This is a genomic window from Thioclava sp. F36-7, assembly GCF_002020075.1.
Taxonomy (GTDB): domain Bacteria; phylum Pseudomonadota; class Alphaproteobacteria; order Rhodobacterales; family Rhodobacteraceae; genus Thioclava; species Thioclava sediminum.
The window spans coordinates 233,680-253,095 of record NZ_MPZR01000004.1; the positions used below are offsets into that span (position 1 = coordinate 233,680).

Annotated in this window: 22 protein-coding genes; 8 read left to right on the plus strand and 14 right to left on the minus strand. The window is 64.3% G+C overall.

The annotated features are described in order from the left end of the window. Positions 1–80 precede the first annotated feature (80 nt). Both BMI89_RS09110 and BMI89_RS09115 read left to right on the plus strand, forming a co-directional pair. Positions 81–716 carry a ribonuclease HII gene (locus BMI89_RS09110; protein WP_078570677.1) on the plus strand — a complete coding sequence of 212 codons (636 nt, stop codon included), beginning with the start codon at positions 81–83 and terminating at the stop codon, positions 714–716. 113 nt (positions 717–829) lie between these two features. Beyond that, on the plus strand, positions 830–1,933 hold the full coding sequence (locus BMI89_RS09115) for a site-specific DNA-methyltransferase (RefSeq protein ID WP_078550956.1): 1,104 nt from the start codon (positions 830–832) through the stop codon (positions 1,931–1,933). 240 nt (positions 1,934–2,173) lie between these two features. Here the strand turns inward: BMI89_RS09115 and BMI89_RS09120 are convergent, their stop codons facing one another. Genes BMI89_RS09120 through BMI89_RS09135 form a run of 4 tightly spaced genes read right to left on the minus strand, consistent with a single transcriptional unit; the run spans position 2,174 to position 4,500 of the window. Then, the gene (locus BMI89_RS09120) at positions 2,174–2,563 is read right to left on the minus strand and encodes a MarR family transcriptional regulator (RefSeq protein WP_078541755.1); all 390 of its coding nucleotides are present in this window, start codon (positions 2,561–2,563) and stop codon (positions 2,174–2,176) included. 53 nt (positions 2,564–2,616) lie between these two features. Continuing rightward, positions 2,617–3,444: a carbon-nitrogen hydrolase family protein gene (locus BMI89_RS09125; RefSeq protein WP_078570678.1), complete on the minus strand. Its 828-nt coding sequence runs from the start codon at positions 3,442–3,444 to the stop codon at positions 2,617–2,619. Between the two features lie 4 nt (positions 3,445–3,448). Continuing rightward, positions 3,449–3,706 carry a glutaredoxin 3 gene (grxC, locus tag BMI89_RS09130; protein ID WP_078570679.1) on the minus strand — a complete coding sequence of 86 codons (258 nt, stop codon included), beginning with the start codon at positions 3,704–3,706 and terminating at the stop codon, positions 3,449–3,451. 35 nt (positions 3,707–3,741) lie between these two features. Further along, the gene (locus BMI89_RS09135; protein ID WP_246832003.1) at positions 3,742–4,500 is read right to left on the minus strand and encodes a ComF family protein; all 759 of its coding nucleotides are present in this window, start codon (positions 4,498–4,500) and stop codon (positions 3,742–3,744) included. On the opposite strand from BMI89_RS09135, the gene BMI89_RS09140 reads away from it, so the two are divergent. Beyond that, on the plus strand, positions 4,499–5,335 hold the full coding sequence (locus BMI89_RS09140; protein ID WP_078570681.1) for a methyltransferase domain-containing protein: 837 nt from the start codon (positions 4,499–4,501) through the stop codon (positions 5,333–5,335). The genes BMI89_RS09135 and BMI89_RS09140 overlap by 2 nt on opposite strands. On the opposite strand, the gene BMI89_RS09145 is transcribed toward BMI89_RS09140, so the two are convergent. Together BMI89_RS09145 and otsB are read right to left on the minus strand one after the other, a co-directional pair. After that, a complete protein-coding gene (locus tag BMI89_RS09145; RefSeq protein ID WP_078570682.1) occupies positions 5,327–6,673 on the minus strand; it encodes a trehalose-6-phosphate synthase in 1,347 nt (448 codons plus the stop codon). The two genes, BMI89_RS09140 and BMI89_RS09145, sit on opposite strands and share 9 nt — an antisense overlap. Positions 6,674–6,687: 14 nt before the next feature. After that, positions 6,688–7,434 carry a trehalose-phosphatase gene (otsB, locus tag BMI89_RS09150; RefSeq protein ID WP_078522212.1) on the minus strand — a complete coding sequence of 249 codons (747 nt, stop codon included), beginning with the start codon at positions 7,432–7,434 and terminating at the stop codon, positions 6,688–6,690. 113 nt (positions 7,435–7,547) lie between these two features. Between otsB and hemH the strand changes: the two genes are divergently transcribed. Together hemH and BMI89_RS09160 are read left to right on the plus strand one after the other, a co-directional pair. Continuing rightward, on the plus strand, positions 7,548–8,603 hold the full coding sequence (gene hemH, locus BMI89_RS09155; protein WP_078570683.1) for a ferrochelatase: 1,056 nt from the start codon (positions 7,548–7,550) through the stop codon (positions 8,601–8,603). Positions 8,604–8,750: 147 nt separating this feature from the next. Further along, complete coding sequence (locus tag BMI89_RS09160; protein ID WP_078570684.1) at positions 8,751–9,071, plus strand: hypothetical protein; 321 nt, start codon at positions 8,751–8,753, stop codon at positions 9,069–9,071. 76 nt (positions 9,072–9,147) lie between these two features. On the opposite strand, the gene BMI89_RS09165 is transcribed toward BMI89_RS09160, so the two are convergent. Then, a complete protein-coding gene (locus BMI89_RS09165; RefSeq protein ID WP_078541579.1) occupies positions 9,148–9,753 on the minus strand; it encodes a L,D-transpeptidase in 606 nt (201 codons plus the stop codon). Positions 9,754–9,921: 168 nt separating this feature from the next. Here BMI89_RS09165 and BMI89_RS09170 point away from each other — a divergent pair, with 168 nt between their 5' ends. Beyond that, positions 9,922–10,437 (plus strand): CAP domain-containing protein, encoded by a 516-nt coding sequence (locus BMI89_RS09170; RefSeq protein ID WP_078570685.1) that lies wholly within the window; start codon positions 9,922–9,924, stop codon positions 10,435–10,437. Positions 10,438–10,509: 72 nt separating this feature from the next. Here BMI89_RS09170 and BMI89_RS09175 read toward each other — a convergent pair whose 3' ends face one another. From BMI89_RS09175 to BMI89_RS09200, 6 genes are all read right to left on the minus strand, one after another. After that, complete coding sequence (locus BMI89_RS09175) at positions 10,510–11,010, minus strand: L,D-transpeptidase family protein (RefSeq protein ID WP_078570686.1); 501 nt, start codon at positions 11,008–11,010, stop codon at positions 10,510–10,512. Positions 11,011–11,072: 62 nt separating this feature from the next. Beyond that, entirely contained in the window at positions 11,073–12,293 is a 1,221-nt protein-coding gene (locus tag BMI89_RS09180; protein WP_078570687.1) for a class I SAM-dependent RNA methyltransferase, read from the minus strand. A gap of 39 nt (positions 12,294–12,332) precedes the next feature. Beyond that, positions 12,333–14,159, minus strand: a complete 1,827-nt coding sequence (locus BMI89_RS09185) for an ABC transporter ATP-binding protein (protein ID WP_078570688.1) — start codon at positions 14,157–14,159, stop codon at positions 12,333–12,335. Positions 14,160–14,202: 43 nt separating this feature from the next. After that, positions 14,203–15,342 carry a CCA tRNA nucleotidyltransferase gene (locus BMI89_RS09190; RefSeq protein ID WP_078570689.1) on the minus strand — a complete coding sequence of 380 codons (1,140 nt, stop codon included), beginning with the start codon at positions 15,340–15,342 and terminating at the stop codon, positions 14,203–14,205. Next, positions 15,339–15,932 carry a CoA pyrophosphatase gene (locus BMI89_RS09195; RefSeq protein WP_078570690.1) on the minus strand — a complete coding sequence of 198 codons (594 nt, stop codon included), beginning with the start codon at positions 15,930–15,932 and terminating at the stop codon, positions 15,339–15,341. The genes BMI89_RS09190 and BMI89_RS09195 overlap by 4 nt, the downstream gene beginning before the upstream one ends. After that, positions 15,925–16,953 (minus strand): Hsp33 family molecular chaperone HslO, encoded by a 1,029-nt coding sequence (locus tag BMI89_RS09200; protein WP_078570691.1) that lies wholly within the window; start codon positions 16,951–16,953, stop codon positions 15,925–15,927. The genes BMI89_RS09195 and BMI89_RS09200 overlap by 8 nt, the downstream gene beginning before the upstream one ends. A 97-nt stretch (positions 16,954–17,050) precedes the next feature. On the opposite strand from BMI89_RS09200, the gene BMI89_RS09205 reads away from it, so the two are divergent. Further along, positions 17,051–17,491 carry an NUDIX hydrolase gene (locus tag BMI89_RS09205; protein WP_078570692.1) on the plus strand — a complete coding sequence of 147 codons (441 nt, stop codon included), beginning with the start codon at positions 17,051–17,053 and terminating at the stop codon, positions 17,489–17,491. Positions 17,492–17,546: 55 nt separating this feature from the next. On the opposite strand, the gene BMI89_RS09210 is transcribed toward BMI89_RS09205, so the two are convergent. Next, complete coding sequence (locus BMI89_RS09210; protein ID WP_078570836.1) at positions 17,547–18,857, minus strand: SpoIIE family protein phosphatase; 1,311 nt, start codon at positions 18,855–18,857, stop codon at positions 17,547–17,549. Positions 18,858–19,007: 150 nt separating this feature from the next. Here BMI89_RS09210 and BMI89_RS09215 point away from each other — a divergent pair, with 150 nt between their 5' ends. Further along, positions 19,008–19,337, plus strand: a complete 330-nt coding sequence (locus tag BMI89_RS09215; protein WP_078570693.1) for a histidine kinase — start codon at positions 19,008–19,010, stop codon at positions 19,335–19,337. Positions 19,338–19,416: the final 79 nt, after the last annotated feature.

Below are 19,416 nucleotides of genomic sequence, written 5' to 3' on the forward strand. Positions count from 1 at the left end.
GCGTCGTCGAGCAGTGCGGGGGCCTTCGGGTCCCCGCTTTTTCATTGAACAGACCTGCCGTTCCGGGGCATTCCGAAGAAATGGCACAGAACCCCGATTTCTCTTTCGAAGAAGCCGCCTTCGCGCGCGGCCTGACAATCGTTGCAGGCGTGGACGAGGTGGGCCGCGGTCCGCTTTGCGGTCCGGTGACGGCAGCGGCGGTCATTCTCGATCCCGCCCGCATTCCTGAAGGGCTCAACGACTCGAAGAAGCTCACCGCAAAGCGCCGCGCCGATCTGTCCGCGCAGATCATGGACTGCGCCGAGTTCTGCGTGGCCCATGCCAGCGTCGAGGAGATCGACGAACTCAATATCTACCACGCTTCGCATCTCGCGATGTGCCGAGCGGTCGAAGGGCTGACCCGCACCGCCGATCATGTGCTTGTCGATGGCAACCGCGTACCGCGCGACCTTAAGTTGTCCAGCGAACCGATCGTGAAGGGCGATGCCCGTTCTTTGTCGATCGCGGCGGCCTCGATCCTCGCGAAAGAGGCCCGCGATTTGCTCATGGTGGATTTGGCGCAACAGTATCCGGGCTACGGCTGGGAGCGGAATGCGGGCTACCCGACCAAGGACCATCTGCAGGCGCTTCTAGATTTAGGGGTCACCCCCGTTCATAGACGAAGCTTCAAGCCGGTCCACAATATCTTGTGCCAAGCTAATTATATAACCCCTTGATTCAAAAAAGAAATTGACGATGAATCGCCTTTGACTCATTTTTATAGCCATAGATCGGCACAAAGCCGGCTCCCAGATATTGGGCCCTGAGGCGGGCAGTTAAGAGGCTAAAAATGGCAAAGACCAAGACTCCGGTGGTGCGCAATGCACTGCCCCTGAACGAAATTCTGGATGGCGATTGCATCGAAATGATGAACTCGCTGCCCGAGGACAGTGTGGACCTGATCTTCGCCGATCCGCCCTACAATCTACAGTTGCGCGGTGACCTGCACCGCCCCGATAATTCCAAGGTCGACGCGGTCGATGACGCGTGGGACCAGTTCGGCTCCTTCGCGCATTACGACAATTTCACCCGAGACTGGCTGAAGGCCGCGCGCCGCATCCTCAAGCCGAATGGCGCGATGTGGGTGATCGGCTCCTATCACAACGTGTTCCGCATGGGCGCAGAGCTGCAGAACCAGGGCTTCTGGATCCTCAACGACGTCGTGTGGCGCAAGTCGAACCCGATGCCGAATTTCCGCGGCAAGCGCCTTACCAACGCGCATGAGACGCTGATCTGGGCGTCGAAATCCGAAGGCGCGAAATACACCTTCAACTACGAGGCGCTGAAATCGCTCAACGAAGGGGTGCAGATGCGCTCCGACTGGGTGATCCCGATCTGCAATGGCGGCGAGCGTCTGAAGGATTCGAACGGCGAGAAAGCTCACCCGACCCAAAAGCCCGAGGCGCTGCTGCACCGTGTCCTCGTCGGCACCACCAATCCCGGCGACGTGATCCTCGACCCGTTCTTCGGTACCGGCACGACCGGCGCTGTGGCGAAGATGCTGGGCCGCGATTTCATCGGCATCGAGCGCGAAGAGGCGTATCGCGAAGTCGCGCTCAAGCGCCTCGCCAAGATCCGCAAATTCGACAAGGAAGCGCTGGAAGTCTCCACCTCGAAACGCGCCGAGCCGCGCGTGCCCTTCGGCCAGCTGGTCGAACGCGGGATGCTGCGCCCGGGCGAGGAGCTGTATTCGCTCAACGGTCGCCACAAGGCCAAGGTCCGCGCCGACGGCACGCTGATCGGCGACGACGTGAAAGGCTCGATCCATCAGGTCGGCGCCCATCTCGAAGGCGCGCCGAGCTGCAATGGCTGGACCTACTGGACGTTCAAGCGCGATGGCAAACAGGTCCCGATCGACCTGCTGCGCCAGCAAATCCGCGCCGAGATGAACTGAGGCTCGGCCCTCTCTCAAGAATTAGAAGTTACCGCCGGTGCCGAGGGCCGCTCCTCGGCACGCGCCTTGCCCCGCCGTGCGAAACGGCGGGGTCTTTTCGTTTGTGCTGACGATGAAAAGGGGCCTGCCCCACCGCGCCCCCGGGTATATTTGAACAAGAACAAAGAGCCGGATTTCGGCTTGGCGGAAATATCCCGGGGTGAATGGCCGCAGGCCAGAGGGGCAGAGCCCCTGCCGCATTCAGGCCTGGCCGAGGCGAGCGCGCAATTCGCGCAGCACCGGCAGGGTGGCGCGGACCTTATCGGGGCCGAGATCGCGCACGATCCCTCCGATGATCGGCATCAGCGAGGCCAGAGCCGCATCGCGCGCCCGCCGACCGGAGGGCGAGAGCGATACCCATTTGCGCCGCGCATCGTCCCAGTCGGGCCGGATATGCACATGTCCCGCCCATTCCAGCTTGGCGAGCGTGTTGGTCATCGCACCGCGGGTCACATGCAGCGCCTCGGCCAGTTGGGCGGGCGTGCGCTCTTCGTTGATATGGGCCAGCAGGTTGAGCACCGAGAAATGCGAGATCTCCATGCCCTTCGGCAGGGCACGGCTCACCACGTTGCGCGCCAGCTGATCGGCCATGAAGACCTCGGCGAACAGCGTCGCGGCGAGCGGGTCGTTCTCGGGCGGGGTGCTCACGGTCCGTCGAAGCTCCGGTCATGGAACAGGGACCGCAGGCGCGAGCGCACCGCGTCCACCTGATCGAGATCGAGATCGACGAGGGTCACGCCGGGTTCGGTGCCGCCATCGGCCAGCACCTTGCCCCACGGATCGACCGCCAGCGAATGGCCCCAGGTCCGGCGCGGCCGACCGCCATGCGCGGCATGGGTGCCGCATTGCGCGGGCGCCAGCACGAAGCAGGTATTCTCGATCGCGCGGGCACGCACGAGAACCTCCCAATGGGCGGCCCCGGTCGTGTCGTTGAACGCCGCCGGGATCGTCAGCACCTGCGCCCCGGCCTGCGCCAGCGTCCGGTAGAGATGCGGGAAGCGCAGGTCGTAGCAGACTGACAGGCCGAGCTGGGCGTATTTCGTCGCGCCCAGAACCGCCTCGCGCCCGGGGCGGTAGGCCTCAGATTCGCGGTAGCGTTCGGTCTCGGACACGTCAACGTCGAACATGTGGATCTTGTCGTAGCGGGCTTTAATATTGCCCTTGCGCCCGATCAGGAAAGAGCGATTGGCGAAGCGCGCATCGTCTCCGGATTTCAGGCAGAGCGAGCCGATCAGGATATAGACGCCGAGGCGCTCTGCCTCGTTGCAAAGCGCCTCCAGCGTCGGGTCGTGATGCTCGTGATGCAGGACCGCGTTCTGATGGGCGCGATCCGACGAGATCAGGTTGGTGCATTCCGGCGTCGCGATCAGCTGCGCACCTTTCGACGCGGCATCGCGGATGAAGTCGAGCGTGACCGGCAGGTTCTGTGCCGGATCATCCGTGACCGAAAGCTGAACGAGCGCCGCCTTCATCGCGTCAGCTCGCCAGCATCTGATCGAGCTTGCCCGAATGTTCGAGCGCGTGCAGCTCGTCGCAGCCGCCGATCGCCTCGTCGCCGATGAAGATCTGCGGGACGGTCCGGCGGCCATTGGCGCGCTGGGTCATCGCGGCGCGCAGTTGCGGCTCGCGGCCGACATCGGTTTCCTCGTAGGAGATGCCCTTCTTGTCCAACAGGCGCTTGGCCATGATGCAGAAGGGGCAGGTGCTGGTGACGTAGATTTCGACGCGTTTCATTCTCAATTCCCTTTGGTCTGCGAGACTATAGGGATTTAGGGTGCCTTCGCAACGCGTGCCAGTGTCACAGTGCAGATCCGCTCTGCACCTGCGCTCAACGCCGCCTCCGTCGCGGCGGATAGTGTCGCCCCCGAGGTCATCACGTCATCGACGATCAGGAGCGGGCGCCCGCGCAGCAGCGCGGCGTGGCGCGGCGTGACGGTGATCGCGCCGTCGAGATTGGCGTGCCGCTCATCGCGGGTTTTGCCCTTTTGGCTCGAGGTGGGCCGGGCGCGAGTGAAGAGATCGGCGCAATAGGCGTGCCCGGTGCGGCGGGCCAGTGCGCGGGCCAGCTCCGCCGCCTGATTGTAGCGCCGTCGCAGCAGGCGCAACCTGTGCAACGGGATCGGTGCGATCAGCGTGTCGGGCGTCAGAAGCGGCTCCACGGTCCGCGCCATCCAATCCGCCAGCGGCGGCACCAGATCGAGCCGGTCGCCATGTTTCAGCGCCAGCACCAGATCGCGCCCGGTGCCTGCGTAATGCATCACCGTGCGGCCCTGCGCCCAGGGCCTCGGATGGGTGAGGCAATCGTCGCAAAGGATGGCCGTGTCGCTTTCGCCCGGAAGGGGCGTGCCGCAGGCGTCGCAGACCGTTCCGCGCGCGAAAGTGGCCTCGGACCAGCACGCACCGCAGAGCCCGAAATCCGTACCGACCGCGTCGCCACAGGCGATGCAGCGCGGCGGGAAGAGCGCGCGCAATCCCAGACGTCCCGCCGCTAGCATCCGGCTCCGAACCTCGTTAAGGGTTTCTGCCATGGATACGCCGCCCCTTCTGACCGACCGCGCCGCGCTCGAGCGCCACAGAGTTCGCGCCGCCCGCGCCCCCGAACTGTTCTTGCACGAGGACGCGGCGGCTGAGCTTGAGGAAAGGCTGCTAGAGGTTAACAGAACCTTTACGGAGCCCGCGCTGATCGCCGCTTTTCCCGAGCCGTGGCGCGAAATTCTTCCCGAGGCGAAGATCGTGGCCGATACGGATGTGCTCGATCTCGAGGAAGGCGCGCATGATCTGGTGGTCCACGCGCTGTGTCTGCATTGGGCGAATGATCCGGTCGGGCAGATGGTGCAGGCGTCGCGTGCGCTGAAACCCGACGGGCTTTTCATCGGCGTGATGTTCGGCGGTCAGACGCTGAGTGAGCTGCGCGCGGCGCTGGCGCAGGCCGAGGCTGCGATCACCGGAGGTTTGAGCCCGCGGATCGTGCCGATGGGCGAAATTCGCGATCTCGGGGCGCTGATCCAGCGGGCGGGGCTGGCGCTGCCGGTGGCCGATGCCGTGACACGCAAGGTGACCTACGAGACGCCACTGCGGCTGTTGTCGGACTTGCGCGCGATGGGCGAGACCAATGCGCTTGCCGCCCGCGATCGCCGCTTCCTGCGCCGTGACGTGCTGACCGAGGCGCTGCGGCTTTATATCGAGACCTATCAGGAGCCCGATGGCCGGGTGCGCGCGACCTTCGACATGGTCTGGCTTACCGGCTGGAAGCCGCATCCCGATCAGCAAAAACCGTTGCGTCCGGGATCTGCGGCACAGCGGCTCGCCGATGCGCTGGGCACCACCGAGCGCCCGAGCGGCGACAAGCCCGGCTCAGCCTAGCGCGTCGAGGAAAGACTTCGACCACCAATGCACGTCATAGGTGGTCAGCCCCGTCATCAGCGAGCGATAGCGTTCCCGCCGTTCGCCGCGCGACATCATCAGCGCGGTCAGCATCGAGGTCGCGACCTGTTCGGGATCGTGCGGGTTCACCATCAGCGCCGCATCCATCTGCTCGGCGGCGCCCGCGAATTGCGACAGCATCAGAACGCCGGGATCGTCGGGGTTCTGCGCCGCGATGAACTCCTTCGCCACGAGGTTCATCCCGTCCATCAGCGGCGTCACGAGTGCCACATGCGAGGCGCGGTAAAGCCCCGCCAGCACTTCGCGCGGCACTGCGCGGTTGATGAAGCGGATCGGGACCCACTGGATGTCGGCGAACTGGCCGTTGATGCGGCCCGAGAGATGCTCGGTCTCTTCGCGAATATCGTCATAGGCCTGCACGCCCTCGCGGGTCGGCGGCGAGATCTGCAAGAGCGAGACGTAGCGGTGCCAATCCTCGTGCCGCTCGAGAAACTCGCCGAAGGCGCGGAAACGATGCGGCACACCTTTGGAATAATCCAGCCGGTCGACGCCGATCATCAGCCGACGATGATCCTTCACGATCCCGGCGGGCAGTTTATCGAACTCGGCCTCCGCGAGTTCCTGAAACTCCCGCGCGTCGATCGAAATCGGGAACGCGGCGATCCGGCATTGACGGGGCGAGAGATGCACGTAGCCCGCGCCGAGATTGGAGGCGTCGGCGATCTCGATCATCGAGTGGAGACAGGCACGCACGTCGCGCTCTGCCTGAAGGCCCACGAGGTCGTAATTCGCGATCCACTGGCAGACCTCGCGCCCGTTGGGCAGGGCCTGCATTGCGGTCGGGCCGGGGAAAGGCGTGTGCAGGAAGAAGCCGATCGGATTGGTCACGCCCATCAGGCGCAGCTCGTAGGCCAGCGGCAGCAGGTGATAGTCCTGCACCCAGATCCGGTCGTCGGGCTTCAGGAACGGCGCCACGAGCTTCGCGATCCGCCGGTTCACCTGCTTGTAGACGCCCAGATATTCCTGATGGATATCCATCAGATCGGCGCGACCGTGGAACAGCGGCCAGAGCACCGAATTCGAATAGCCCGCGTAATAGTTGTCCTGCTCTTCCTGAGTCAGATCGAAGCAGTAGCGCCTGAACGGTCCGCCCTCGATCTCGCGCAACTCTGCGGCAGGCGTGTCGGCGATCTCGCCCGAGGTGCCGATCCAGATACCGCCGGTCTCCTCCAGCACATCGCCAAGCGCCACGACCAGCCCGCCGGAGGGATTGGCCCCGGTGGGAATACGGTTCGAGATGCAGATCAGGCGGCCCATTCGACGTTCCTCATTCAGCGTGCCACGGCAGCGGCGAGCCAGGCGCGCACATCCATCGGTTCGTCAAGGTGATAGCGCGCGACGCTCTCTCCGTCACCGACCTTGATGCCGAAGCCGCCATGCGCCTCTGCCCAGGCCAATGCGGGCTCGTCGGTCGTGTCGTCGCCCGCATAGACCGGATTGCGACCGCCGAACTGCACGAGGTCGGACAGGATCGCCAGGGCGCCATCCTTCGAGAACCCCTCGGGACGGATTTCGACCGCCATTTTCGCGGGCTGGATCGTGAAACCGTCATAGCGCGCGGTCAGCTCTTCGGTGAAGGCTTCCACTTTGCCTTGCTTGGCGGGGTTGGAGCGGAAGTGGATCGCGGCGCCGTGGCTCTTGTCTTCAAAAATGAGATCGTGGTCCTGAGCGAACCCGGCCAGATCCTCTTTGACCGCGCCCAGATGTTGTGGGGTCTCGGCCATCGGCGGCTCCATTCCGCGCGCTTCCGAGCCGTGGGAGCCAACCATCAGCCCGTCGAACCCGTCGAGGAAACGTTCCAGCTCGTGCAGGGATCGCCCCGAGACAACCGCAAGCGCCCCGTTGAGCGCCTCCGAGAGTTGTTCGAGCAAACGCGGCAGATTTTGCGGCACGATCACCGCATCCGGGCGGGGCGCTATGTCCACCAGACATCCGTCGAAATCTAGGAACAACGCGTCTCGCGACGGGTCGAGAGCGGGCGGGGCCGGTTTTTTCCCGGTCATGTCATCCATTGCCATGTGAAGACCGTAAGTGATCCTGTCCCGGTTGAATAGGCCGCATTGGCACAGATCGGGAAACCCGTTAAGTCGGGTGGAAGTTCCGCGATAAATGACGACAGGACAGTGACACGATGACCAACGCCGCAAATACGCGCCTTGCCTATGCCCCCGCCGATCACCCGCCCGTCAAGGAAGCGAAGATCGGCCTGCTCGTCGCCAATCTCGGAACCCCGGACAACACCGATTACTGGTCGATGCGTCGCTATCTGAACGAGTTCCTCTCGGACCGGCGCGTGATCGATTACCCGGCATGGAAATGGCAGCCGTTGCTGCAGCTCATCATCCTGTCGAAGCGGCCTTTCACCTCGGGTGCGAACTACAAGACGATCTGGAACAACGAGGCGGGCGAAAGCCCCCTGATGACGATCACCAAGCAGCAGGTCGCGAAGCTGCGCGATGCGGTCTCGGCGCGCTACGGTCAGGAGGTCGTCGTCGATTACTGCATGCGCTACGGCAATCCCTCGACCCAGTCCGTCGTCGACCGGATGGTCGAGCAGGGCTGCGAGAAGATCCTGTTCCTGCCGCTTTATCCGCAATATGCGGGCGCCACCTCGGCCACCGCGAACGATCAGTTCTTCCGCGCGCTGATGAAGCAAAAGCGCCAGCCCGCCGCACGCGTCGCGCCGGAATATTTCGACAAGCCCTCCTATATCGACGCACTCGCGCAATCGGTGGAGCGGGTCTATGCCACGCTCGACGAGAAGCCCGACGTGCTGGTCGCCTCCTATCACGGGATGCCCAAGCGCTATCTGATGGAAGGCGACCCCTATCACTGCCAGTGCCAGAAGACCTCGCGCCTGCTGCGCGAACGGCTCGGCTGGGACAAGGACGGGATCGACACGACCTTCCAGTCGGTCTTCGGCACCGAGGAATGGCTCAAGCCCTACACGGTCGAGCATGTCGCGGAGCTGGCGAAACAGGGCAAGAAGAACATCGCGGTGATCTCGCCCGCCTTCAGCGCGGATTGCATCGAGACGCTCGAAGAGATCAACGGCGAAATCCGCGAGGCCTTCGAGGAAGCCGGTGGCGAGAAATTCACCTATGTTCCGTGCCTCAACGACGACGATCTGCACATCAAGGCGCTGATGGAGGTGGTCGGAGAAAACCTCGCCGGTTGGATCGACTGATAAAACTGTCGCGATCTGCGACGTCCTGCCTCACAGATTCGTGAGTGTCTTTTCCTATATGTTCTGACGCGGGGGCAAGGGATCGCCGTGAAGGCGTACCCTGCGGACCGGCAACGACCGGGCCGCTCAGAGCAGAAAGGAAAGAGAATGCTCAAGACTATGGGACTGGTCGCCTTGGCGGCTCTCTATGCTGGCGCGTCCTGGGCCGGGCACGCAAATCCCTGGGCGACAGAGGACGACGTGATCTACAACCAAGAGCACGAGGATAACCTCGTGAAATCCATCGATACGCCCGGCGAAGACGAGATGCTCGGCGTCATGGTACGAAGCGCCCACGGCAAGCTCGAGGGCTTGGCGGGCGGTTCGGGGTCGGGCGGCGGTACTGGCGGCGGTTCGGGTTCGGGCAGCGGCGCTGGTGGTTCGGGCGGCGGGTCCGGCCATGGCGGCGGCAAAGGTGGCAACCACTGATCGCTGTCCCATGAATTGAAAACCCCCGGGACTGCGTAGTCCCGGGGGTTTTACTTTGTCCGATGGGTGGCGTGGCTCAGATCAGCAGCACCTGCGTGCCGATCTTCGCGAAGCCGAACAGCTCCTGGATATGTTCGTTGTACAGACCGATGCAGCCGTTCGAGCTTTTGCGGCCGATCTTGCGCGTGTCATGCGTGCCGTGGATGCGGTAATAGCGCCACGACAGATAGAGCGCATGGGTCCCCAGCGGGTTATCGGGACCCGGCGGCACGTAATCGGGCCATTCCGGATTGCGCTTCTTCATCGAGGGGGTCGGCGCCCAGCTCGGCCCTTCGACCTTGCGGATCACCGAGGTCCGGCCGCGCCGCGTCAGCTCTTCCGAGACCGGTACCGAGGTCGGATAGAGACGGTAGATCGACTGATCCGCCGACCAGTAATGCAGCGCCCGCGAATGGGTATCCACAAGGATCGCCCCACCGCGGAGGTTCGAGAAGTAGGGCTGCCAGTCGCGGTTCTGGAAGCTCGAAATATTGCGGCGCTGGTTCGTATAGGCGTTCGTTTCGAACTGCTCCTGACCGTAATCGGGCGTTTGCGCCCGGGCGGGCAGCGCGAGCCCCGCACCAAGGCAGGCGGCGGCGCCGAGGAAGGCGCGGCGATCGAAGGGCTTGCGCGTATTGGGCATCTCGGGCTCCGGGTTCGCGATGGGGTCAATTGCGATAAATATAATGTGATCGTGCGGCGGCGGCAAATCAAACTGGCGGGGATGTGCCCGCAAAGCGACAGAGGGGTTTGCGCGGCTGGGGACAAGCGTGTAATGCAGATTGACGTTTTAACGAGGGACGGACCAAAGATGTTGCGCGCTTCTGTATTTGCGGTCTCCGCGATTGTGGCTCTGGCGGCTTGCCAGCCGACCGACACGCAGCCCAAACTCGGGCCCGATGGCCTGCCGCTGCCGAAAGTCTACAACATCACCGCGAGCGATCGCTCGGTGATCCCGCAGCGCGTGCTGGAATCGGTGAACAGCCTGCGTTCGGCGCGTGGTGCCGCGCCGCTGGTGCTGAACGACGCGCTGACCACGGCGGCGCTCGCGCATTCCAAGGACATGGCGGCGCAGAACCGTCCGTGGCACTGGGGCTCCGACGGCTCCTCGCCGCTGAGCCGGGCGCAGCGCGCCGGCTATCCGGGGCAGGTGCTGGGCGAGAATATCTCCGAGACCTACGAGACGGAGATGGAGACCCTCTCGGCCTGGATGAAGGTCGCCGATACGCGCGATGTGATCCTGAACCCCGCGGCGACGCAGATGGGCTTCTCCTGGTATCAGGAGCCGTCCGGCAAGATCTGGTGGACGATGGTCACCGGCAACTGAGCCGAAGACCCGCCGCAAGCAAAAAGGGCCCCACGCGGGGCCCTTTGTCATTTCTGGGGGGGGGCGCTGCGATCAGGGGAAGATGAAGATCGGCGTGCCGTCGCGGACCATCGCGTAGATGTCGCGGATTTCCTTGTCCTTCACCGCGATGCAGCCCGCGGTCCAGTCGCGACCCTTGCCTTTGTTCTTCCCGTCGCGGCCATGGATGAAGATGTCGCCGCCCGCCTTCTTGCCCTGCGATTCCGCGAAGGCCACCTGCTGCGGATTCGGATAGCTGATGCCGATCGACAGGTAATAGGCCGAGTTCGGATTGCGCCGATTGATGTAATAGAGCCCTTCCGGGGTCTTGCCGTCGCCCTCGAACCGCTTTGGCCCGACCGGATCGCCGCCCAGGCCCACCTTGTACTTCTCCAGCACCTCGTCGCCATGCAGCAGATACATCATCCGCTGCGACTTGAAGAGCTGGATCTGAGTCACGGCAGGGCCGTTATAGGATTTGAATTTGGTGGAATCGCCGCAGGCGGCGAGCGTTGCGAGGGCGCATCCGCCCAAGAGGAGGGTTCGACGGTTCATGTTCGGCCTGTATTCGGAGACTGCTGTTTTGCAGCCTTTCTACCCGATTTTCGCCGTCGCATCTAGCGGGTGAAAAGGGCCGCAAGCTCCACATGAGCGGAAAACCGGAATTGATCCACCACCAGCAGCTTGTCGAGCGTGAAGCCCGCCGCGATCAGCGTCTCTGCGTCGCGTGCGAAGGTGACCGGGTTGCAGGAGACATGGACGAGCCGCTTGAGCTTCGACGCCGCGATCTCGGCGATCTGGGCCTGCGCGCCAGCCCGCGGCGGGTCGATCACCACCGCGTCAAACTTCGCCAGCTCGTCGGGCAGAAGCGGACGGCGGAACAGGTCGCGCGCCTCGGTGGAGACCCGGTGCAGGCCCTGCGACTGACGCCAGCCCTGATCGAGCGCCTCGGTCATCGCCGCGACCCCTTCGACCGCATGCACCTCGGCCAGCTCGGCCAGCGGCAGCGAGAAGGTGCCGCAGCCTGCGAAGAGATCGGCCACCTTTTTCGCATTGCCGATCGCCGCTTTCGCGAAGGCGGTCAGCACCGCTTCGCCGTGATGGGTCGCTTGCAGGAAAGCGCCCGGTGGCGGCACGACTTTCGCTTTTCCGAATTGCTGGATCGCCGGGCGGCGGCCCGCGATGACCTGTCCGTTCCAGCTGAGCCGGGCGAGATCGTGGCTGCGCGCCAGACCCGACAAAGCCTCGAATTGGGCCGTATCAGGGTCTTTTCCGCCCTGTGCGGCCAGTTCCAGCCCGGCCTCCGACAGGGTCAGGGTGAAGGCGATTTCGCCTTTGCGCGAGCCTGCGATCGCGGTGGCCTCGTGCAGCATCGGGATCGCGGCCAGCAGTTCGGGCCGCAGGATCAGACAGTTCGGGATCTCGACGACCGTGTCCGAGGCGCGGGCGTGAAACCCGACCAAGGTGCCCTTCTTCGTGCGCCGTCCCGAAAGCGTCGCCCGCCTGCGGGAATTGAGCGGCGAGGTCGCGATGGTCATCTCCGGCACGGGCAGGTTGCGCGCGGCCAGTGCCTGACGCACCACGTCCATCTTCCATTCGGCGGTGAACGCCTCGGATGCGTGCTGCATCGAACAGGCCCCGCAGGAACGGTAATGCGGGCAGGGCGCTTTTACCCGCTCGGGCGACGGCATCACGATCTTCGGCTGCGCGATGCGGCCGTCGACCACCTCGCCCTCGACCACCTCACCGGGAAGCGCCATGGCGACATGCACGGTCCCCTCGGGGCCATGGGTCACGCCGTCGGCATGCAGGGACAGTCGCTCGATTTCGTAGGTCATGCGCCTTCTCTAGCTGCGCGGCGCGGGTCAGAAAAGACCCTATTCCGCCGCATCCTCCGCGTCATCGCAGGTCAGGAAGCCGCCGGACTGGCGTGCCCAGTAGCGTGCGTAGAGCCCGTTCATCGCCAGCAGCTCGTCATGGCTTCCCTGCTCGACGATCCGGCCTTCCTCCAGCACCACGATCCGGTCCATCTCGGCGATGGTGCTGAGGCGGTGGGCAATCGCCAGCACGGTCTTGCCCGCCATCACCCGGTGCAGGGCGCTTTGAATCTGCGCCTCCACCTCGGAATCAAGCGCCGAAGTCGCCTCATCCAGCACAAGGATCGGCGCGTTCTTCAGGAAGGCGCGGGCAAGGGCGATCCGCTGGCGCTGGCCGCCCGACAGCTTCACCCCGCGCTCGCCCAGCTTGGCGTCATAACCGCGATTGCCTTCGTGATCGGCGAGGCCGCGGATGAAGTGGTCCGCTTCGGCCTGTTGCGCGGCGGCGATCATCTCCTCCTCGGTGGCGTCGGGCTTACCGTAAAGGATGTTCTCCCGTGCCGAGCGATTGAACATCGCGGTCTCCTGCGTGACCATCGCGATATTGCGGCGCAGGCTCTCCTGCGTGACCTCGCGAATGTTCTGCCCGTCGATCAGAATAGAGCCTTTTTCGGGATCATAGAGCCTGAGCAGCAGCGCCACGAGCGTCGATTTCCCGGCGCCGGAGGCCCCGACGATCCCGATCCGCTCGCCATCCGCGATGGTCAGATTGATATCCGCGATCCCGCCGCTGCGGCGCCCATAGGCGAAATCGACATTGTCGAACTGGATCTCACCTTCCACGTGGCGCAATGTCCGAGCATCGGGCGCATCGGTCAGGTCGTGCATATGCGCGAGCGTCCGCATCCCGTCCTCGGCCTCGCCGATATGGGTCCAGACGGACATCAGCGCCTGGCTCACCCAGCCCGACATCTGAGACAGCCGGATCGCGATGGCGCCCGACGTGGCGATGGCCCCCGCAGTCGCCTCGCCCTGCGACCAGAGCCAGATCGCGCCGCCCACCAGCATCACCGGAACGATCCCGGCATAGGCCATCTGCACCACGCGATAGAGGCTTTGGACCATGCCGAAGGAATAGGTTTTCTGGCGGAACTTCTGCATCGCCTCCAGCGCCGCGCGATCCTCGTGCTCGGCATGGGCGAACAGCTTCACCGTCTTGATGTTGGTGACCGTGTCGACGACCTGCCCCGTCACCATCGCCCGCGCCGAAGCCCGCTCGCGCGAGCGTCCGCGGATATGCGGCAGGAAAAGGCGGATAATCAGGTAAAGCCCGAAGGTCCAGAACACGAGACCAACGGCTCCCCAGCGGTCGATCTGCGCCAGAACAATCAGCGAGCCGACGATCGAGGCGAGCGCGAAGAGGCCGGTATTGATGATCTCGGTGACGGTGTCGGTGACGGCGCGGGCGGTCTGCATCTGCTTCTGCGCAATGCGTCCCGCGAAGTCATTGTCGAAGAAGGTGACCGATTGGCCCATCGTCCAGCGATGCAGCCGCGAGAGCACCAGCGGCATCACGTTGGGGCTGATCAGCAGGTTGTTGGTGGCGGAGCTGATGCCGAAGGTCAGGGGACGGATCAGCAGGAAGAACGCGACGAACAGAACGAGAAGCCCGACATTGGCCCCGATCACCGCAGCGCGGTCGCTGTTCAGCGCCGCGTCGATCACCTGACCCAGAAGCCAGGCGGAGACGACCTCCATCACCCCGGCGATGGTCGTCCCAAAGCTGGCCACGGCAATCGCGCCCCAGCTGCCCTTGAGGCACCAGCGGAAGAAGGCGCCAAGCTGGCGCGGCGGGGCGCCTTCGGCGGGGGAGAAGGGATCGAACATGAGTCTCTCTTTCCTCTCCCGATATAGGCGGTTGCGGCGCGGATCAAAGCGCGGCGAGCAGATCCTCGCGCGTCAGCGTGAAACCGGAGGCGATCCAGCGCGCCTCGAGCGTCTTCAGCGTATCTCCTAATGCCTTGCCTTCATAGCGGGGCATCAGGTCGCGCGCTTGTACCGGGAATTGCTGTTTTGCGCCGAAATAGACCCTGTTTTGCCAGCCTTCCGGCATTTCCTGCCCCATCAGCGCATGGCGCAGCAAAAACGCATCGGCCCCGGTTTCGGCGCCCAGACGATACCCGAGAACCGCCGCGTCATCACCGTCGGACAGCGAGGCGCGCAGGGCCTCGAGCTGCCTTGTGTCCTTCTTCGACAGTCGCAGCCGCTCAGCGACCCCTTCGCCGCCAATCGCGGCCAGCCTGCGGATCGGATCGGCGGGGCGATCTTCGAGATGGACGAGCGGCCCGAGCGCGGTCACATCCGCGCCGGGCAGAACGGCATTGAGAACTCCGCATTGCGCCATCGCCGCCACCGCGCGCACGGGATCTGGCGCGGCCAGCAATTTGCGCATCTCGCCGCCAAGCCGCTCGCGCGAAAGCGTCTCTATTCCGGCGATATTCTCGGCGCAGGCGGCCAGCCCGTCGGGGTCGAGATCGTGCCCATACCACGCGGTAAAGCGGAAGAAGCGCAGGATGCGCAGGTAGTCCTCGCGGATGCGCTCTTCGGCCTCGCCGACGAAGCGCACGTGGTGCGCCGCCAGATCTTCCAGTCCCGTTCCCAGCGGGTCGAGAATCGTGCCGTCCGAGCGGGCATAGAGCGCGTTCATCGTGAAATCACGCCGCGCCGCGTCCTCCGCGATATCGTCGGAAAACGCGACCGTGGCATGCCGCCCATGCGTCTCCACATCGCGGCGAAAGGTCGTGACCTCATGCGGATGACCGTCCGCGACGACCGTGACCGTGCCGTGATCGACGCCGGTCGGCACCGGCTTCAAACCGGCCGCCTTCGCAAGCTCGATCACCCGCTCGGGGCGCGCATCGCTGGCGATGTCGATATCGTTGACCGGCGCGCCCAAGGCGCTGTTGCGCACGCAGCCGCCCACCAGAAGCGCCTGATGCCCGCCCTCTTCGAGCATCTTCAGCACGCGTTGGGTCGGCTCTGCCTCGATCCAGTCTCCGGTCAGTCTCATTCCGCCATCCGGTCCGCCAATGAGCGCAATATACGCGCGGTGGCGCCCCAGATGTAATAGGGCCCGTAAGGCGCCACGAAATAGCTGCGCCGGGAGCCGCGCCAGCGGCGCGATTCGACACGGAAATTCCCGGGCGTGATATGCGAGAGCGGCACGGTGAACGCCTCGGCCACCTCGCCCGCTTCGGGGATGACCTCGAAGGGCGTGTGAATGCGGGCCAGCACCGGCGTCACCAGAAAGGACGTCACGGTCTCATGCGGATCGAGCGTGCCCAGCACCTCGACGTGGGCATGGGGCAGGCCGATCTCTTCCTGCGCCTCGCGCAGAGCCGCACCGACCGGGCCTTCGTCATCGGGATCGACCTTGCCGCCGGGAAAGGCGATCTGGCCGGGGTGATGGCGCAGATGCGAGCTGCGCTTCGTCAGATGCAGGCGCGGTTCCGGCCCGAACGTGTCGAAGGCGACGAGAACGCCCGCGGGCCGCAGCTTGCGGCCCTCGGGCAGGATCACTTCCGGGTTCAGATCGTAATCCGAAGAGGGCCGCCCCGGTCGCGCCAAGGCGTCGAGAACCGAGGCGAGAGGATCACTCATTCGATCCCTCGTCCCCCGCTTCGCGCAGCGACCCGTCGGGGTTCTTCTGCGCCTCGAAGCCGAGCGTCAGCGGATCGAAAATGTAATGCGCGCCGCAGAACTGGCAGTCGGCGGTGACCGTGCCCTCATCGGTGGTCATATGCGCGATGTCGCGCGCCGAGTAGATCGAGAGCGACTGACGCACGCGATCGGCAGAACAGGTACAGCCGAACTCCACCCGCTGCGGATCGAAGACGCGCGGTCGCTCTTCGTGGAACAGGCGCACCAGCAGTTCGGTCGGCTGCACGGTCGGGCCGATCAGCTCCATATCCTCGACCGTGTCGAGCAGGATATTGGCGCGCGCCCAGTTCTCGCCTTCCTCGCCGTCGAGAATGTCGTCGGCGGTCAGCAGGCCCTGATCGCCCGAGCCTTCCTGAGCGGCGAAGGGCGAGGCCGGCGGCATATGCTGCAGCATCACGCCGCCCGCACGCCAGCTTTCGCCCTGACCCGGCAGGATCGAGCGCCCGAAGGACAGCGAGAACCGCGTGGGCAGCTGTTCGGACTGCGCGAAATAGGCTTCGGCGCAGGCGCGCAGCGAGCCTTCGGACAGCGGCGTGATGCCCTGATAAGGGGTCGTGCCTTTGCCCTGATCGATCAGGATCGCGAAATAGCCCTGCCCGATCTGTTCGAACGGGTCGGCCTTGGGATCGAGCTTCTCGTCATCGAAGCTCGCCCATGCCCGGATGCGGGCCGGCGCGCCCTCCTTCTCGGGGGCGTAGTAATCGGTGGCGATGATGCGGATCGGGCCGTTGCCGCGGATTTGCAGCGACAGTTTCCAGCGCAGCTTGACGGTCTGACCGATCAGCGCGGTCAGAAGGGCGGCTTCGGCCACCAGCATTTCGACCGCGCGGGGGTAATCATGTTGCGACAGGACGGTGTCGAGCACGCCGTCGAGGCGGGCAACCCGGCCGCGGATGTCAGAGCGGTCGAGCTGAAACGGCAGAACTGTATCGTCCCATGCGATTTGGGATAGCTTGGACATGGTGCTCCTGAGGGGCTCAGAGGGGTTTTCGGGCAGCGCGGAGCCTGCCATACAGCCCCAATATAGGCGCGGCAACCGCAGACCCAAGGGAGAGCACATGATCGCGAGGTTCGGAGAGCGGGTGAAATCCGGTCAGCAGTATCGTTTGCGCCCCGGTGCCTATGCGATCCTGATCCGCGACGGGCGGGTGCTGCTGACCCATCAGGCCCATCCGATACCGGAGTTTCAATTGCCCGGCGGCGGGATCGATCCGGGCGAGGGGCCGATCGAGGCGCTGCATCGCGAGGTCTTCGAGGAGACCGGCTGGGCGATCACGGGGCTGCGCCGCCTCGGAGCCTATCGGCGATTCACCTATATGCCCGAGTATGAGTTCTGGGCGGAAAAGCTCTGCTCCGTCTGGCTCGCGCGCCCGGTGCTGAAGCGCGGTCTGCCGCCGGAGCCGCACCACACGGCGCATTGGGCCGATCCCGAAGAAGCGCTCGAACTGCTCGCGAATCAAGGCGAGCGCGCGTTTTTCGAACGGTTCGTCCGTCGCTGAATAGTCTTGCGCGTTTCGTTCGCCTCAGATGTAGCTGGGCTGGTGCGTTCTCCTCTCAAGTCTCCCCGGGGGGATGGTCTCTGCTGTCTGACCCAAGCTTCGAACGTCGCTCGGTGCTGCCGGGGCCGTGAAATTCCAAAACGCCAGCCGAGACATCGTCCCCGATTTCACCCTCCGCGAATGCCTCGGTCGCCCAATAGAGCGCATCCAAAAGCCCGGACCCCGGCATCTGGGAAAACTTGCGAAGCATCCGGGCCAGCCGGGTTTGATCGATCATCTCGCCGCTGCGGTCGCTGGCTTCGGTAATCCCGTCCGAGACCAGCACCAGCCGGTCGCCCGGGGTCAGTTGAACCGTAAGCGTTTCGTATTCGGCGCCTTCGATCAGGCCGATCGGGAGCCCGCCCTCTCCGAAAATCTCGACCGTGCCGTTGCGCCGTTGCAGGACCGGGTAGGGGTGGCCTGCCTGAACCAATTCGGCCTTGCCGGTACGCAGGTCGACATCGGCGTAGATCAGCGTGAAATAGCTCTCGGTGCTCATTTCACTCAGCACGAGATCGTTGAGGCGCTGCGCGAGCTCCGCTGGGCGTCGTCCGCGCAATTCGCCCTGTGCGTTGCGGTAAATCGCGAGGTTCTGGCTGGGGGTGGTGCCGGAGAAGTAGCCCGCGATCCGCGCCATCATCAGGGCCGAGGTGATTCCATGACCCGACACGTCGATGCCGTATAGGCCCACCCGGCGTTCATTGATCGGAAAGAACCCGACGAGGTCGCCGCCGACATGGCCTGCGGGCCGCAAGAGTAGCGAGACATCCGCCGCCTCGAACCGAGCGTGTCGTGTCCGCACGAGGCTTTGCTGCAGTTTGCGCGCCTCTTGCAGGTCACGGTCGATCACCTCCTGTGCCTCGCGCAAGAGGCGGTTCTTTTCGCTCAACTCCTCTTGCATAGTCAGGATACGAGCGCCCGCGCTCAGTCGCGCCCGAAGCTCCGCTCCGTTGACCGGTTTCGACAGGAAATCATCGGCGCCGCTTTCCAATCCACGCGTAACGTCCGTCTTCTCGGCCTTGGAGGTCAGAAGGATGAAATACCCGTAGCTTCGCCGCGGTAAGCCCCGGAAGACGCGGCAGAATTCAGGGCCACTCATGCCCGCCATCATCCAATCAGAGATCACGATATCGGGCTCGCATTGGGCGCAGATCGCGATCGCCTCTTCCGCGCTTTCAGCCTCGCTCACCTGATAGCCGGAGCGAGAAAGCTGCGCCGAGAGGATACGGCGCTGCATACGGCTGTCGTCCACGACGAGAACGTGCCGCGCAGCGCCCGCCAATGGTCGTCGGCCCGCATCTGCGGGGACCTCTTGTCTTTGCAACATCTGCATCATCCGAAACCTCTGCCGCCAAGAAACCCCGAACTTCCTAAGATTCGGTGAAAACCGGCCCGGATCAGACGTTAAGAAAATCGAAAGGGTGCGGCGCTAAGATCAGTCTCGGGTGGAGGCGGATCGAGTGGCCTGGAGGGCGCGATGATTGATTGGGAACGGGTACAAGAATTGCGTTCTGAAATTGGCGCCGATGGTTTTGCGGAGGTCGTGGACCTTTTCCTCGACGAGGTCGAAGCCGTGGTGATGGGCCTTGGCGGACGTCCCGACCGGGTCGAAGAGGATTTGCACTTCTTGAAAGGGTCCGCCTGGAATCTCGGGTTCCGCGATTTCGGCGGGGCCTGTCAGCAGGGAGAACGAATGGCCGCTGCCGGACGCGCCGTGGAGGTCGATCTGGGCGCGATCCGCGAAACCTATAGCCTGTCCAAGACGCAATTCATGGGGCGGCTATCGGAGTTCACTCCGGCAGCATAATGCGAGGTGCTGAGCAGATTGAGCTGCGCCGAGCACATATTGCACCAAGTTGCACCCGTTGGGCGCGGGTGCGGCCATA